The following is a 16680-nucleotide window of genomic DNA, read 5'->3' on the forward strand; positions in this document are numbered from 1 at the left end:
TAGCCCCGCTCCGTGATCTGAGCGACCGCATCGCGCTTGAAGTCGTCGCAGAAAGTCCCTGTGCCCATCATGGCCTCCTTGCCTCAAAATTAGCAAAGAAGGCGTCCACGAAACATGGGGCTATTCAAAGCCAACGCGACGCACGTCTGCTCGCCCTCGCTGAGCACATCATGGACCTTGGCGTTGGGGTTGGCATAGAGCTTCACCTCGTATTGCGGTGAACCAAATCTCCCCCCGAGCGCACGACCTCGACCCGCACCCGATTACCAGCCAGCGCGACGATCTCTTGTGGAAACCGGTCATGATCTCGCAGGCATGTCGTGAGCGACAGGCCTTCTTTAGAATTCGCGTATAGCCAGATTTTCCGGTGCCATTCTGCCCGTAAACTATGGTCAGTCCGGACTCTTCGAAGTTCAGGGTCTGGCCGGTTGCGAGCTGGTTGACACCAGAAACATTTGCGATGCCGGACAGGGAAATCGACTCGCCGGCACCAGGATCAGCTGGCAAATGGTCCTTCGAGAGTGGCTTGGCTGCCAGCGTCACCGTCTGATCGCCATGCTCTTTCTTGCAAAGCGCCAATAATTCCTCGAACGCCTCTTCGTCCGGATAGCCGTTCAGGACAATGCGGCGCAGCGCATCGCGTTGCCATAGCGGGCGGTTCTCCGACCATCCCAGAATTCGTTTAGGGACAGTGTCGTCGCTCTTCACAATATTCGTTCTGTCCGACAGCACCGTATTACCCTCTCTCGCAAAACATACTTATCAAAATCAAAAGACTACAAGCGCTGGGTCAATGACAGAAACCTATTCCTTAGTTGGCTGTTGAAAATGTCAAAGGCGCAAGAAGCCTTTGCGCGCGGATGTATGTGCGACGCTAATGTTAACTAACGTTCGAGGCGGCTCGATAGCTTGCGAGTGCCGCGAACGGCAGCTTTCCACCCTGTCGGTCGTTCCCAAGTCCACCTCGCCGCGGCCCACATAAGCGGCTGCTTGGACAAGGTTGCTGCGGTTGCCCTGCCGCACTCCCGCAAGTCCGCTTTCCGCCCATAGCCGTCATCTAGCCTGTACCGCAGAGGCAATTGCGAGGGAGTTAAGTTTGAGGCGCTAAGCATATAGCCAATAACGAAAAAAGCGCCCAAGGGCGCTTTATTTCGTTAGGGAATTCTGACTGAAAAGGCAGAACTATCTGCGTTTTTTCAAGAGATAAAATGGTCGGAGTGAGAGGATTCGAACCTCCGACCCCCTGCTCCCGAAGCAGGTGCGCTACCAGGCTGCGCTACACTCCGACCGTGAGGGGCGGGATAAAGCCAGCGCATTGTTTTGGCAAGAGGGGAAGGCAAGAAAATCGTTCCGGATAATGTAAATCCCCATTCAGTCTGCAATATCCGCTGTGGTGAGCATCCTACGCACCAGATAGAGCCAGGGCAGCAGCAGCATTAAAGGCGCAAGAGGCAAGCCAGCAGCGATCAGAGGCACAGACATAAGCGGTATAAGACAGGCAACCGCTGTCACAGAAGATTCTCCGGCCGGGCGGCTCAGAATGAAAAGCGCAAGGCCACCCGCCACTGGTCCGAAATCATAAACCAGCCAGTAGGGGGTCACAAGAAAAGTAGCCGTAAGCGTCAGGATGGCGCGCTGCCCCGGATCAGAGCCGCGCCAGAGGGCAAAGAGAGTGGCGGCAAAAACTGGCACTGCCAGCAGAAGATGTACCGTCAAAGCGGTGCTGCTGCCAGTTCCCAGCCCGCGCAGACTGCCGAAGACCGAAGGCATCATGCCAAGGAAATAGCCAGTGCCCTGGGTCATAACGGTCGACTGATAGCTCAGTGTCTCAGTCAGATAGCCCTGCCAGGTTGCCGGGCCAAAAATCAGAGCCGAAAGCGCGATCAGCGCTGTAGTCCAGAGCAGTGTCGACAGAATACAGCGGTAATTTCGCTCGGCCAGCAGCAGGAAGGGCAGGATCAGGCCAAGCTGAGGCTTTATCGTCAGCAGCGCAAAGCACAAGCCTGCCCCCCAGGGATGTTCCCGCCGGAATGCGAGGCCCGCGAGAAACAGGGAACCGGTCAGATAGCCATTCTGCGCATGTTCCAGATTGCTCAGCAGAAATGGCAAAACCGCGATTGCCGCAAGCCGGGACACAGAGGCAGCCGGGGCGCAGGCGCGCAAGAAAGCATGCAGCGCCAGAAGATAGAGGCAAAGGGTTGAGGCGAGAAAAAGCCCCATAGCAGGAAGATAGCTGATCAGGCCCAGAGGCCAGATCAGCAGGAGATAATGCGGTGGGTAGCTCCAGTTATGCCAGGGGTAATCCTGGCCAAAAGCAGCCTGCATGTGACGAAAGTAAGTGGCATGATCGGCAAAGAGATCCTGGACAGATCCGTCAAGCACAAGCCTGGCGGCAATCCAGTAATTCGCGAAATCCTTGTTAATCAGCCACTCCCAGTCCATAGAGGCCGACCTGGATCACAGGCTGGCGTCGAGGGCCGCGAGAATGGCATCGCCCATCGCCGAGGTGCTGATCGGGCTGCCGCCTTCAGGGCCCAGCAGATCGGCGGTGCGAACGCCGTCAGCCAGTACTTTCTCAACCGCGCTCTCAACCCGGGTCGCCTCGTCGCCGAGATCGAAGGAATAGCGCAGCGCCATAGCGAAGGAGAGGATGCAGGCGATCGGATTCGCTTTGCCCTGGCCCGCAATATCCGGAGCCGAGCCATGCACCGGCTCATACATGGCTTTCGGACGGCCATTGGCCATCGGCGCACCCAGCGAAGCCGAGGGCAGCATGCCCAGCGAACCGGTCAGCATCGCAGCCGCATCCGAGAGCAGATCGCCGAACAGGTTGTCGGTGACGATCACGTCAAACTGCTTCGGCCAGCGGCAGAGCTGCATCGCGCCCGCATCGGCATACATATGCGACAGCTCTACATCCTGATAGTCTTTCTGATGCACTTCGGTGACGACATCGCGCCACAGAATGCCCGATTCCATCACATTGGCCTTCTCCATCGAGCAGACCTTATTGTTGCGGCGACGGGCCAGCTCAAAGGCCGAACGGGCCACACGGGCAATCTCGCTTTCGGTGTAACGCTGGGTGTTGATGCCCACGCGCTCATTGCCTTCTTTGAAAATGCCGCGTGGCTCGCCGAAATAGACGCCCGAAGTCAGTTCGCGCACGATCATGATGTCGAGACCCGCCACCACATCGCGCTTCAGCGACGAGAAATCGGCCAGCGCGTCGAAGCACTGCGCCGGGCGCAGGTTCGAGAACAGGTCCATCTCTTTGCGCAGGCGCAACAGGCCGCGCTCAGGCTTTACCGAGAAATCCAGCACGTCGTATTTCGGGCCGCCAACCGCGCCGAGCAGAACCGCGTCAACCTCCTGGGCCTTTGCCAGGGTGGCATCGGTCAGCGGCGTGCCATGCGCATCATAGGCTGCGCCACCGACCAGATCTTCGGTGACATCAAAGGGCAGGCCGCGCTTGTCGCCCATCCAGGTGATGATTTTCTTCACCTCGGCCATAACTTCGGGACCAATGCCGTCGCCGGCGAGGATCAGCAGGGAAGGGTTGGCCATCTGGGCGCTCCGTATCGAAAAGGGTCGAGGCGGGACTAGCCCGCCCCGCTGAACGGGTCAAGATTATTGCGGGAATTCCGGCTATTCCGCAGCTTTCAGAACGGCGGAGGCAGGATTGTAGTTCAGAATCGGCGCCAGCCAGCGTTCAGCCTCTTCAGCGGCCATGCCTTTGCGGGCGGCATAATCCTCAACCTGATCGCGCTCGACCCGGGCAACACCAAAATAATAGCTGTCCGGGTGTCCGATATAGAGGCCCGAAACCGAAGAGCCGGGCCACATTGCCATGCTCTCGGTCAGCTCGACCCCGGCGGTGTTCCCGGCATCCAGCAGTTTAAACAGCGTCACCTTTTCGGTGTGATCGGGCTGGGCCGGATAGCCCGGGGCAGGGCGGATACCGGCATAGGGTTCGCCGATCAGCTCCTGCGGGGTGAAGCTCTCCTCCTTCGCATAGCCCCAGAACTCACGGCGCACCCGCATATGCAGCATCTCAGCCATGGCTTCGGCAAAGCGATCCGCCAGCGCCTTTACCATGATCGAGGCATAATCATCATTTGCCCGCTCAAACCTGGCGGCAATCTCAATCTCTTCAGGGCCTGCGGTAACCACAAAACCACCGAGGTAATCAGACTGTCCTTCAGGGGCAACGAAATCAGAGAGGGCGACATTCGGACGGCCCTCGCGCTTGGTGGTTTGCTGGCGCAATGTATGCATCACCGCCAGGGTTTCAGCCCGGTTTTCGCCGGTATAGAGACGAATATCATCCCCGACCGCATTGGCGGGCCAGAAGCCGAGCACCGCCCGCGGCCGGAACCATTTCTCGCCGATAATCTGCGCCAGCATAGCTTTGGCATCGGCAAACAGCTGGCGGGCAGCCGCGCCCTGCTTTTCATCCTCAAGGATGCGCGGATAGACCCCCTTCAGCTCCCAGGTCTGGAAGAAGGGGGTCCAGTCGATAAATCTGGCAATTTCGGCCAGATCCCAGTCGTCAATCACCCGATGGCCGGTGAATTCCGGGGCAGGCACCTGATAGGCGGACCAGTCAATTTTCAGCGCATTGGCCCGCGCCGCCGCCAGCGGCAGCCGCTTTTTCGCCAGCTCTGAGCGTTCATGGCGTTCCGCCACCTCGATATATTCAGCCTGGACAGAGGCGATATATTCGCCCTTGCGCTCGGGACTGAGCAGCTGACTGACCACGCCAACCGCGCGGCTGGCATCAAGCACATAGACCGCCTGGCCCTTGCTGTAGCGCGGCGCAATTTTAACCGCCGTATGCACTTTCGATGTCGTCGCCCCGCCAATCAGCAGCGGGATGTCAAAACCCTCCCGCTCCATCTCGGCAGCAAGATGCGCCATTTCATCCAGCGAGGGGGTGATCAGGCCAGAAAGCCCGATGATATCAACCTTTTCCTGCCGCGCGACCTCAAGGATCTTCTGCGGTGGCACCATCACGCCCAGATCAATAATCTCATAATTATTGCAGGCCAGAACCACGCCGACGATGTTCTTGCCAATGTCATGCACATCGCCCTTCACCGTCGCCATCAGAACCCGCCCGGCCGATTGCCGCGCCTCACCGCCACTGGCAGCCTTTTCAGCCTCCATCCAGGGCAAGAGAACCGCGACAGCCTGTTTCATCACCCGCGCCGATTTCACCACCTGGGGCAGGAACATTTTGCCGGCACCGAACAGATCGCCGACCACATTCATTCCCGCCATCAGCGGGCCCTCAATCACATGAAGGGGCCGCTCAGCGGCCAGGCGCGCCTCCTCGGTATCGGCCTCAATAAACTCGGTAATCCCGTTCACCAGGGCATGTTCGAGACGTTTTTCGATGGACCAGTCACGCCATTTCAGATCGCGCAGCTTTTCCTCTTTCGGGCCACTGCGGTATCTGTCAGCCAGGTCAAGCAAGCGCTCGGTCGCATCGCTGCGTCGGTTGAGAACGACATCCTCGCAGGCCTCGCGCAGCTCCGCATCGATCTGATCATAAACCGCCAGCTGCCCGGCGTTCACGATGCCCATATCCATACCGACCGCGATGGCGTGATAGAGGAAGACAGCATGCATGGCTTCGCGCACCGGCTCATTGCCGCGGAAGCTGAATGACAGGTTAGAGACACCACCCGAAACATGGGCATGCGGCAGGTTTTGCCGGATCCAGCGCGTCGCCTCGATGAAATCGACGCCGTAATTATTATGCTCCTCAATCCCCGTCGCGACAGCGAAGACATTGGGATCAAAGATAATATCTTCGGGCGGGAAGCCGATTTCCTCTGTCAGAATACGGTAGGCCCGGGCGCAGATCTCGGTCTTGCGCGCGAAACTATCCGCCTGGCCCTGCTCGTCAAAGGCCATTACCACCACGGCTGCGCCATAGGCGAGGCAAAGGCCGGCGTGATGGCGGAACTGCTCTTCCCCCTCTTTCAGGCTGATCGAATTCACGATCGGCTTACCCTGAACGCAGCGCAGACCCGCCTCAATCACCTCCCATTTTGAGCTGTCGATCATCACCGGAACCCGGGCAATATCCGGCTCAGAAGCGACAAGGTTCAGGAATTCCACCATCGCCGCTTTGGAATCGATCAGCCCCTCATCCATATTGATATCGATGATCTGGGCGCCATTCTCGACCTGATCACGCGCGACGGCCAGGGCAGCAGCATAGTCACGATTGGTGATCAGTTTACGGAATTTCGCCGAGCCGGTGACATTCGTCCGCTCTCCGACGTTCACGAAAGGAATGTCGGGGGTCAGAATAAAGGGCTCAAGACCTGAAAGGCGAAGATAGCGGCTCATTTGCGGACCTCACGGGGCGAAACACCAGCCACGGCGCTGGCAATGGCCCGGATGTGCTCAGGGGTCGTGCCGCAGCAGCCGCCGAGAATATTGACCAGCCCGGCGCGGGCAAAATCGGCGACCTGGGAAGCGGTCTCCTCCGGGCTTTCGTCATACTGGCCGAAAGCATTGGGCAGACCGGCATTTGGATAGGCGCAGATCAGCGTATCTGCGACGGCGGCAAGCTCGGCGATATGCGGGCGCATCGCCGCCGCGCCAAGCGCGCAGTTCAGACCAACCGAAACCGGCCGGGCATGGCGCACCGAATGCCAGAAGGCGGTGGGCGTCTGACCGGAAAGCGTGCGGCCGGAAGCATCGGTAATCGTGCCGGAAATCATCACCGGCAGCCGCAGTCCAAGCGCGCGAAAGGCCTCTTCACAGGCGAAGATAGCCGCTTTTGCATTCAGCGTGTCAAAGATGGTTTCGATCAGGATGATATCCGCGCCGCCCTGGATGAGGGCACCTATCTGCTGCAGATAGGCGAGGCGAAGATCCTCAAAACTGACGGCCCGGTAGCCCGGATCATTGACATCCGGGCTCATCGAAGCGGTGCGATTGGTGGGGCCGACCGCCCCGGCAACAAAACGCGGCCGCCCGTCGATACTGGTGGCACGGTCAAGGGCCCGCCGCACGATCCGCGCCCCCTCAAAGTTCAGATCATGAACCGCCGCCTCAAGCGCGTAATCAGCCTGTGCGATCGTTGTTGCCGAAAATGTATTGGTTTCAACGATATCAGCGCCGGCCATCGCATAGTTGAAATGAATATCCTCAATCGCCTGGGGCTGAGTCAGGATTAAAAGATCATTATTGCCCTTTTGCGGCCGCTCACTGTGATGACGGCAGGAGCAGCCCGGGCCGCGCCCGTTAAAATCCTCTTCAGCCAGTTCCAGGCTCTGGATCTGCGTCCCCATCGCGCCATCAAGGATGAGAATACGCTCACGCGCAGCCTTTGCCAGCGCGGCAAAGACCGGAGAGGGCGGCAGAATATAGTTTTGCATCACAGTACCACTGGCAGAAACCTGCCTTTCCCCTAGTGCAGGCGCCAGCTGAAGGGAAATTCATAAACATCACAGAGATTATGAATAAATTTGATAATCCTACTGGATTACAAATTCTGCATGCAGCGCCCCGGCAGCGTGGATACTTTTCAGAATATCGATCATGTCATGCGGACGCACCCCGAGCGCATTCAGCCCGCCGATCACTTCTGACAGGCTGGTGCCCCCTGAGACCTCGGCCAGCCTGGTGCCAGATGTCTCAATCTCAGCCGTGCTTCTTGGAACGATAATGGTCTCACCGGCAGAGAAAGGATCTGGCTGCACCACCAGCGGCAGCTCCTCCACCCGCAGGGTCAGGCTGCCCTGCGCCACCGCGACCCGGCTGATGCGTACATCTTCACCGATCACGATTGTGCCCGACCGCTGATCAACCACCACCCGGGCCCGGGTCGCCGGATCGATACGCAAAGTCTCAATCTGTGCCAGGGCATGGGCGGGCGAGCTGGCATTAAGCCGGTCAAGATCCAGCGCAACCGTGCCTGCATCCAGCATCGTGGCCGCGCGGCGGCCAGTCATTTTGTTGATCGCCTGTTCAATCCGGGAGGCGGTGGTGAAATCCGCCGTTTTCAGCGCCAGCCGGATGATCGTGACCTGAGTGAAATCAAAGGGAACCTCACGCTCAACCCTTGCGCCGGAAGGAATCGTCCCCGCGGTCGGAACCCCCTGCACGACGCGGGCGGCCTCCCCCTCGGCCTGTACGCCTCCGGCGATAATCGTTCCCTGGGCAACAGCATAGATCTGACCGTCGGCGCCATTCAGCGGGGTCATGATTAAGGTGCCGCCCAGCAGGCTTTTAGCATCGCCAATCGCCGATACCGTAACATCGATCCGCGCACCGGCCCTGGAAAAAGGCGGCAGGGCTGCGGTCACGAAAACAGCGGCGACATTTTTCGGCCGATATTGCTCGCCGACCACATTCACCCCGAGCCGCTCTAGCAGATTTGCCATAATTTCTTCGGTGAAGGGCGCGTTACGGATACCATCTCCGGTACCATTCAGGCCGACAACCAGGCCGTAACCCACCAGGTCATTGCCCCGAACGCCATCAATTTCGACCAGGTCTTTGATCCGGACCGGCTCAGCAAAGGCCATGCCGCCAGGCGCGAGAAAGAAGCTGAATACCAATGCGAAACCGGCCCGGAACCTCATCGCAGATAATCCGTCAGCGTAAGGCGGGAGAGCCGCGATGTCAGAGTATAGAAAGCGTTGAGCCGGCTTTCGAGATCTTTCAGCCGGACGGCCGTCTCATAGGGATCGGCGGCCAGGATCCCGTTGCGGCGGATCTCATGAGCCGATTTTTCAGCGCTGTTGCGGGCCTGTGCGCGCGACAACTGTTGTTCGATCATGCCTATGCCTGCCGCAATCTGCAACCTTTCCCCGGCAGAATCTACCAGATCACCGGCAGCCGAGAGGCCAACACTGGCACGCATCGCATGATCACCGGCAAAAAGGCCGCGGTCGAGCAGGGCCATCTTCATCAGGCCCGACAGGGTGCCCCTGAAGCCAGGATCAAGCGCAGTTACCGGCAAGGCCGCTGTCTCGCCTTCGGCAATGGCGATGGGCGGGCGTGGATCGCCGCCAAGATAGAGAGATGCATAGCCGCCGGGATCTGCAAGCCAGCTGTTCAGCTGATCAGAGAGCTGTTCCGCGGTCGTGGCACCCGAAACCGCCGTCTCTGCCGCAAGCAGCAAAGTTGCCGCATCGGGGAGGGGGAGAGATGCCGCCTGAACACCGCCGAACAGCGACTGGCCTGCCATCTGGCCATTGAGCATAGTGACAGTGGTCTGAAAATCCTGAGCGCCAGCCCGGGCCAATGTGCTCAGCTGACCGGCATTCAGACCAGCTGAAGCCTGCAGAACCGTGGTTGCCAGGTTTTGCGCCGCGTCATGCATAACTTTTAACGCTTTTTGCATTGCCGTCGCCGTCAGCGACAGGGCTTCGCTTGCCGCATTGAACCCTGACAGGCGCGCGAGAGCATGATCGGTGGCGGCGAGCAGGCTATAGTCCCCCCCGACGACACGCGTTGCATCAGCATGGCTGCCCGAGGTCAGCTCCTGCAACGCCGTCTGCAATTGCTGCCGCATCCCGGCGGCCTGGCGCAGCACTGAGGGCCCAGGGAATGAAAGGGGACTGAGCCGGTCCATCTTTATAATCCCAGCAAAGTTTTAAGCAGATCATCGACGACCTGCAGCACACGGGCATTCGCGGCATAGGCCTTTTCTATCGTGAGCAGCCTGGCCATTTCGTCATCTGTATCCACACCGCCCGCAGCTTCGAGATCGGTGAGCGCAATGAAACGGGCAGATTCGTAGCTTTGCTCGCGCTCAGCTGAGAGACGTTGTGAGCCGATTTCTGACAACACAGTTGCTGCCAGAACCGGCAGGCTGAAACTGCCGGGGAGAGAGGGAGATGAGGAATTGCGAGTTACACCGAGAACCTGCGCCAGGTCTGAAAGTAAAGCGCTGTCCCCGGCCTGGCCGGGAGATAATGCCCCCAGTCCGTCACGCAGGCGAAACGCCGAGCCACCGGCCGCATCATCAAGGGCGGCATTGATCCGGATCCGCGCGGACAGACCAGGTTCCTGCTGCGGATCAAAGACCGCGCTGACATCGGTAAAGAGGCCGGAATGGCCGGCGGGCAGCGTGGCATCGAGCCCCGGGGCACTGAAACGCTCAATCATGTCGCGCGCGAATGCATCCAGGAGCTGCTGCCCCTTTACCGCCATTTCATCGCGAATGGCGAATAGACCAGCAAGCTCACCACCGCGGACCGGCCCAGCCGCTGTGGACATATTGATTTCCCGGCCATTCAGCCGCAGCCCGGAAAGGGAGCCGCTTTCCAGGGACATATCGGCCACCACAAGATGCACTGGCGAAAACTCAAACTCGGCCGCCCGGCCGTCAAGCAGCATCCGGCCGCCCGGAGCAACCAGGGCGATGCGCATTCCTTCCCTGGGAATCTCACCGATCGGAATGATCTGAGAGATTTCGTCGGTAATTGCCTGTCGCTGATCAAGCAGGGCAGAGACATCCTGGCCTGCTGCTGCATATGAGGCGATATGGCTATTCAACGCCTCGACCTGTTTCAGCCCCTCATTCAGACGCTGCACCAGGCTGCCAATCTGACTGTCGGCCCGGCTGCGTTCCTGCTGCAGCGCGGCGCTGGCTATATTGAGGCCAGAGGCGAGATCCTTCGCGGCCAGGACTGCTGAGCTGAGCCTTGCCGCGGATTGCGGCTGGCTGGCCGCCTCAAGCAAAGCGGTATCGAGCTGCTGAACCAGCCTGACCAATGCTCCCGGGGTCTCGGTCGTGCCGATGATTTTCTCGGCCCGTGTCAGAAAGGATGCCCGCACCGAGCTTTCCGCCAGGGCAGCGCCTGCAGCGCGGCGGTCATTGAGCAAAAACAGATCACTGTGGCGCAGAATACCGGTGACACGAACCCCCTGACCCTGGCCACCGAGGCTGGCAGAGCTGAGCTGTACACTGCGCTTTGCATAGCCCGGCGTCGTCGCATTGGCGACATTCGATGCCAGCACCTCGGCCTGACGGGCGCTGGCATTCAGTCCGGAAAGGGCATTGCTCAGGGCGGCGGCGATGCTCATCGGGGATTACCGTTTGATATTGGTGGTTTCCTGAAGCATTTCATCAACGGTCTGGATGACCTTGGCATTTGAGGAATAGGCCCGCTGAGTCTGGATCAGTGAAGTCAACTCGGCTGCAACATCGGTGGTTGACCCCTCTCTCGCATAGCCTTCGACAGAGCCGGTTGGCCCGTCACCCGCATCCCAGAGAAAAAACGATCCCGATTGCGGTGAGACCTGATAGGTCTGATTGTGCAGCGAGAGCAGACCATTCGGGTTGGGCACATCGACCAGCGGGATCTGGTAGAGAACACGGGTAAAACCGGTATCGTAGGTTGCAATAATATAGCCATTGGGATTGACTTCGACGGTCGTGAGATTGCCCACCGGCGAGCCGTCTTTGGTGATCTGCACCGGAGCAAATTCATCGGACAATTGCGTCAGACCGTTCGGATCCCCCAGCCTGCCGATTGAGACATTCATTGGCCCGCCTGCCACGGTCAGCGGCAGAGTACCGGTAGCAGGATCATAGGGAGGCCAGGGCGCCCCTGGCGGCGGCACAATAGTCGCGGTGACATTCGCAAGAGTGCCGCCGGAACTGCGGGAATCGTCGAAGGTAAGACTATACTCGCCTATCACCGCATTATTGCTGGCCGAATCCCGGATCACCATGGTCCAGCTGTTGGAATTCGGCGCGCCGACTGCCGGAACCATGGGAGTAAAGCTGAAATCAAGGGATTCGAAAGTACCGAGATTACCGAAATATTCGACCGCAAAGGGCAGCATTTCCCCTGAGGCCCCAGGTTCGGTCGCCGTGGCCGGCAGGTTCACGCCAAGCGTCATCTGGGTGGTCGGATCCCCGGCTGTCTGGTTTGAATTGATGACCACCGGCACCAGGCCGGTGATGGTATCGCGGGGGAATACCGGAATTGTGCCATCGGATGTGGCAGGCCAGCCCAGCAGGACCAGACCAGATTCCGTCTTCAGCACGCCATTGGCATCGGTGCGGAAGGATCCGGTTGTTGTCATCAGCAAAGCGCCATCACTGCCGCTGCTGCCGGTACGAAGACTGACCTCAGGCATGACCGGCAGCATACCACGGCCGGAAACCGCAAGGTCCAGCGGATGGGAGGTACCAACCAGGGCGCCACGCTCCTCAATCAGGCGCAGGGTAGAGGCGCGCACCCCCCCGGCCGAATAGGTGCCAGCCCCGCGCGCATTGGTGATAACCATACTCGAAAATTCTGCATTGGCGCGCTTATAGCCATATGTCCCTGAATTCGCGATATTATCAGAAATCGTCGCCAGACGGGTGGCATTTGCACTAAGCCCGGCAACCCCGGCATTGAGTGCGGAGGAAATGGTCATCAGGAGCACCTTTCTGCTGCATGACTTTCCTCAAATTTTGCAGAAGGAAGCTAACGTTCCCCTAACAGCTCGGATTTTAGCGATTTCATCGATCGTGGCGCAGCAAAACAATCTCGATCCGGTTATTGCGCTGCACTGTCGGATCCAGCGCCACCGGGCGGCGATCTGCGAAACCTGTGACGCGCTGGAAGCGCAATTCCGCAAGCCCGGCGCTTTGCAGCAGGCCGCGCATCATCCCGGCCCGGGCAGAAGAGAGATCCCAGCCGGGCGGCAGGGCCATAGGCAATGGATAGCGGCGCAGATGGCCATTCACCGCAACCTGATTGCTGACGATCCCCAGCACCTCGGCCAGCATCTGCGCAAGAGCAATCGTCACCGGCTGCGGATGTGCTGTGTCTTCCTGAAACAAAGTCGCATCCGGCAGATCAAACAGCTCGATCACCAGCCCCTCATCGGTGACCCGCGTCACAACATGGCGCAGCATCTGCTGCATGGTACGACTTTCACCACCACGCTCAAACAGAGCCTGTTCAACCTTTTTAACCAGCTCAGCCTGCCCATTTTCCCCCTCTTCGCCCGCATTGGCGACACCGGCTCCACCGCGTTCATGCGCCGTGCCACCATAACCATTATGCGCCCGCTGCTCTTCGGCGAAGAGCGAGGCACCATCGAGGGTATCCTCACCGCCACCCGAGACACGGTTGATCGGAATCGAAGGGTTGAAATAATCAGACAATCCCTTTCGCTGCTTTTCGGTGGTCGCATTCATCAGCCACATCAGCAGGAAAAATGCCATCATCGCGGTGACGAAATCGGCATAGGCAACTTTCCAGGCCCCGCCATGCTGCGCCGCAGGCGACAGCTTTCGCTTCCGTTTCACAATGATCGTCGAATTTCCTGGTGTCGCCACAGCCGCCCCCCGAAGCCATCCGCAAAGAATGGCAAATCAGGGTGAACAGGGGCTTAAAACCGCGGTTTTTCGGGAAAAGTCAGATTGATGACACAATCCCGATCAGCATCCGCAGAGGCTCAGAGGCGTTTGAGCCAGAGCGCTGCGGGCCCCAGTTTGCCAATAAAGGCCTGATGCGCCGCCGCTTCAGCCTCGGTCAGCCGCGAGGGCAAGGCTTCGGCACGCGGCCGCGGCCGCCAGTCGTCCTGGGGTCTGTGCACCTCATCCTGACGGGCGGCAGGTTTTGGTGCCAGCACCAGATCAGGCTGCCGTCCGCCAATCAGTTCCAGATAGACTTCGGCGAGAATTTCGCTGTCGAGCAGAGCGCCGTGCTTTTCGCGTCGCGAATTATCAACCCCAAAGCGGCGGCACAGGGCATCGAGCGTAGCCGGCGAACCTGGGAAGCGCTGGCGCGCCATCATCAGCGTATCGATTGCCTGGCTCATCGGCATGGTCGCAAGCCCCATGCGTTTCAGCTCAAAGTTCAGGAATTTCATGTCGAAACTGGCATTATGAATCACCAGTTTTGACTCTCCGACAAAGCTCTGAAAATCGCGGCCGATCGCGGCAAAGACCGGCTTGTCGCGCAGGAAATCATCCCCGAGCCCGTGAACCTCGAAAGCCTCCCGCGGCATCGCCCGTTCCGGGTTAATATACTGATGATAGGTCTTTCCGGTCGGCATATGGTTGAACAGCTCAACCGCACCGATCTCGACAATCCGGTCACCCTGCTCGGGATCAAAGCCTGTGGTTTCGGTATCAAGAACGATTTCGCGCATATTTTAGCCTTTTCTGGCCCGGATATGGGCAATCAATGCCTCAACATAGGCGCGTGTGCTGTCATGCGACAGGGTCTCGACGATATGATCGGCACGGCGGCGCTTATCAGCATCGGCCATCTGCCGCGACAGGATCAGCCGGAACTGCTCCTCGGTCATTCCGGGGCGGGCCATCACCCGCGCACGCTGCAGTTCCGCTGGTGCGGTGACCAGCAAAACCGCATCGCATTCACTTTCGGTCCCTTTTTCGAACAGAAGCGGGATGTCGAGGACCAGCAGACCACTGCCCAGATTGCGGATAAACGCTGCCCGATCCTGGGCAACAAGCGGATGCACCAGGGAATCGAGCTGCGCAAAACGTGTCGGATCTGCGGCAAGCGCAGCCTTAAGCGCTTCACGTGAAACAGCTTCGTCACGGATCGCCTCGGGAAAATGCGGCTGCAAAGCTGCGACCCCCAGGCCGCCTCGGGCATAAAGCCGGTGCACCGCCGCATCGGCATCCCAGACCGGGATGCCCGCCGCGGCAAAAAAGCCCGCCGTGGTCGATTTGCCCATGCCGATAGAGCCGGTCAGGCCAAGGCGAAAAACCGTCATGCGGCCAGCACCGCCTGGCGCGTGGCATCATCCACCACCGGGCGCAGTCCGAACCAGCGCTCAAACCCGGGGACAGCCTGATGCAGCAGCATCCCCAGGCCATCGACCACCGTATTACCACGATCTTCGGCCTCGATCAGCAGCTGGGTTTTGAGCGGGGTATAGACAATATCAGTGACCAGGCAGGCCTGATTCAGCCGATCCAGGTTCAGGGGCAGATCCGCTTTGCCAGTCATACCAAGCGAGGTGGTATTCACCAGGGTCGCACAATCCTCGATCATCTCGCCGACATGGGTCCAGTCATAGACCACGACCTTCGCGCCAAAGTCCTGGCGCATGCTCTCGGCCCTGGGCCTAGTGCGGTTAACCAGCCGGACTTCGGGCACACCCACCTCTATCAGCGCGGCCACCACAGCTCGCGCCGCGCCCCCGGCCCCCAGAACCGCTGCCGGTCCGGCGGCAGGATCCCAATAGGGCGCGTTTTGCCGCAGATTGGCGATAAATCCCGATCCGTCGGTGTTATCCGCGTGGATTTTGCCATCCTTGCGGAAAATCAGCGTGTTTGCCGCACCGATCAGTGCTGCCCGATCGGTGATAACATCCGCGATCGACAGGATCGCCTCTTTATGTGGCAAAGTGATATTCGCACCAAAAAAACCCAGATCTGGCAGCGTGCGCAAAACACGTTCCAGATTTTGTGGCTCAACCGCCATGGGAATGTAATGGCCCTTCAGATCGTAACGTTTGAGCCAATAGCCATGCAAAGCCGGGCTGCGGCTATGCGCGACCGGATATCCGATCACACCGGCCAGAGGGATCTGCGAAAGTTCAGTCATGCGGGAATCGAGCCTCTGAGAGACAACCAGGATAAAAGTGGCACAAGCGGAAGGCCAAGGATGGTAAAATGGTCACCCTGAACCGCTGAAAACAGGCGCACGCCCTCTTCCTCGATCCGGTAGCCCCCGACGCTCTCGCAAAGAACATCCTGGTGTCGTGCAATATAGCCGTCCAGCCAGGTTTCTGTGAATTCACGCATGGTAAGCCGGGCCTCACCGACCTGGCGCCAGACCGGCCGGCCCGCTTCATAAACCACCACTGCGGAATAAAGCCGATGGGTTTTTCCGCGCAGTCGCAACAGCTGCGCCCGGGCCTGACCCAGGTCGCCAGGTTTTCCAAACACCTCATCCCCGAGCGCAAGGATCTGATCACTGCCGATCACCAGCGCTTCGGGATGCTTCTCCGCCAGCTTGCGCGCCTTCATTTCGGCCAGAGTATCCGCCATGTCGCGCGGCGGCGCACCCTCGGCCTGCAGAGACAGGCGAATCGATTCTTCATCAATCCGCGCCGGGCGCGCCTCAAAGGTGATCCCGGCCGCCTTCAGCATCGCAATACGGCTGGTCGAGGCCGAGGCAAGCAGCAGCGGCCTGGGATCAGGGTAATTTTTTTCCGTAATCAGGCCTGGGGTCACTCTGTGGATAATCCGGGTTTGTTCCTGCTAGCCCCCTCAGGACTAAACCGGGGAAAGGCGGTTGTGAAGCTCTCAGGGGTGGATAACGGCATTCTTTACCAGGTGTTATCCCAGGGCGCAGAACTCTTTCCACCGGATGAGGATAAGTAAACTTACCAGGGCCAGGATGGTTAACGGCCTGGGGAAAGAATCCACGCCAGGAAATTTCAGAATCAGCTGTTTTTCCGCAATATTTTACACTTTACAGGCCAAGTCGGACTCTTATCCACGACTTATCCACAACCAGGTAAGGGCTGGGATAACTGCCCCTGAACCTGGTTAATTCTTTTATCCACCGGGCCTACTACAACATCATTAAAATCTCTTTCTTTAATATTTTCTGAAGTAAGAAAGCCTGCGTGATTTTCGGCTGAGAAACCTGGCGCCTGGCCCAGGCCTGATTGACTTTTGCAGGCCGGGGTTCTATCTGCGCAGAGAGCTTGGTC

General features: G+C 59.0%; 14 protein-coding genes and 1 tRNA gene. All 15 read right to left on the reverse strand.

Annotated elements, in window-relative coordinates:
- Positions 1-168: 168 nt before the first annotated feature.
- The 15 genes from H0485_RS05230 to H0485_RS05300 all read right to left on the reverse strand — a co-directional run bounded on the left by H0485_RS05230 (position 169) and on the right by H0485_RS05300 (position 16195).
- Positions 169-708, reverse strand: coding sequence for an ATP-binding protein (locus H0485_RS05230; RefSeq protein WP_226934312.1), 540 nt, complete (start codon positions 706-708; stop codon positions 169-171).
- A 501-nt stretch (positions 709-1209) separates the two neighbouring features.
- Positions 1210-1286 (reverse strand) — tRNA-Pro (locus H0485_RS05235).
- An 85-nt stretch (positions 1287-1371) separates the two neighbouring features.
- Positions 1372-2442 carry a glycosyltransferase family 87 protein gene (locus H0485_RS05240; protein ID WP_226934313.1) on the reverse strand — a complete coding sequence of 357 codons (1071 nt, stop codon included), beginning with the start codon at positions 2440-2442 and terminating at the stop codon, positions 1372-1374.
- Positions 2443-2457: 15 nt separating this feature from the next.
- Complete coding sequence (gene leuB / locus H0485_RS05245; RefSeq protein ID WP_226934314.1) at positions 2458-3564, reverse strand: 3-isopropylmalate dehydrogenase; 1107 nt, start codon at positions 3562-3564, stop codon at positions 2458-2460.
- A gap of 81 nt (positions 3565-3645) precedes the next feature.
- Complete coding sequence (metH, locus tag H0485_RS05250) at positions 3646-6360, reverse strand: methionine synthase (protein ID WP_226934315.1); 2715 nt, start codon at positions 6358-6360, stop codon at positions 3646-3648.
- Positions 6357-7397: a homocysteine S-methyltransferase family protein gene (locus tag H0485_RS05255; RefSeq protein ID WP_226934316.1), complete on the reverse strand. Its 1041-nt coding sequence runs from the start codon at positions 7395-7397 to the stop codon at positions 6357-6359. The genes metH and H0485_RS05255 overlap by 4 nt, the downstream gene beginning before the upstream one ends.
- Positions 7398-7496: 99 nt before the next feature.
- On the reverse strand, positions 7497-8606 hold the full coding sequence (locus H0485_RS05260; protein WP_226934317.1) for a flagellar basal body P-ring protein FlgI: 1110 nt from the start codon (positions 8604-8606) through the stop codon (positions 7497-7499).
- Positions 8603-9541 (reverse strand): flagellin family protein, encoded by a 939-nt coding sequence (locus tag H0485_RS05265; RefSeq protein ID WP_226934318.1) that lies wholly within the window; start codon positions 9539-9541, stop codon positions 8603-8605. Before H0485_RS05265 ends, H0485_RS05260 begins: the two co-directional genes overlap by 4 nt.
- Positions 9542-9603: 62 nt before the next feature.
- On the reverse strand, positions 9604-11058 hold the full coding sequence (gene flgK / locus H0485_RS05270; protein ID WP_226934319.1) for a flagellar hook-associated protein FlgK: 1455 nt from the start codon (positions 11056-11058) through the stop codon (positions 9604-9606).
- A gap of 6 nt (positions 11059-11064) precedes the next feature.
- Entirely contained in the window at positions 11065-12405 is a 1341-nt protein-coding gene (locus H0485_RS05275; protein ID WP_226934320.1) for a flagellar hook protein FlgE, read from the reverse strand.
- Between the two features lie 85 nt (positions 12406-12490).
- A complete protein-coding gene (locus H0485_RS05280; protein ID WP_226934321.1) occupies positions 12491-13315 on the reverse strand; it encodes a flagellar motor protein MotB in 825 nt (274 codons plus the stop codon).
- Between the two features lie 119 nt (positions 13316-13434).
- A complete protein-coding gene (gene dnaQ / locus H0485_RS05285; protein WP_226934322.1) occupies positions 13435-14133 on the reverse strand; it encodes a DNA polymerase III subunit epsilon in 699 nt (232 codons plus the stop codon).
- A 3-nt stretch (positions 14134-14136) separates the two neighbouring features.
- Positions 14137-14727, reverse strand: a complete 591-nt coding sequence (gene coaE, locus H0485_RS05290) for a dephospho-CoA kinase (protein WP_226934323.1) — start codon at positions 14725-14727, stop codon at positions 14137-14139.
- A complete protein-coding gene (locus H0485_RS05295) occupies positions 14724-15563 on the reverse strand; it encodes a shikimate dehydrogenase (RefSeq protein WP_226934324.1) in 840 nt (279 codons plus the stop codon). The genes coaE and H0485_RS05295 overlap by 4 nt, the downstream gene beginning before the upstream one ends.
- Positions 15560-16195, reverse strand: a complete 636-nt coding sequence (locus H0485_RS05300) for a Maf family protein (protein ID WP_226934325.1) — start codon at positions 16193-16195, stop codon at positions 15560-15562. The genes H0485_RS05295 and H0485_RS05300 overlap by 4 nt, the downstream gene beginning before the upstream one ends.
- Positions 16196-16680 lie beyond the last annotated feature (485 nt).

It is taken from the genome of Pseudogemmobacter faecipullorum, from assembly GCF_020539525.1.
Classification (GTDB): domain Bacteria; phylum Pseudomonadota; class Alphaproteobacteria; order Rhodobacterales; family Rhodobacteraceae; genus Pseudogemmobacter; species Pseudogemmobacter faecipullorum.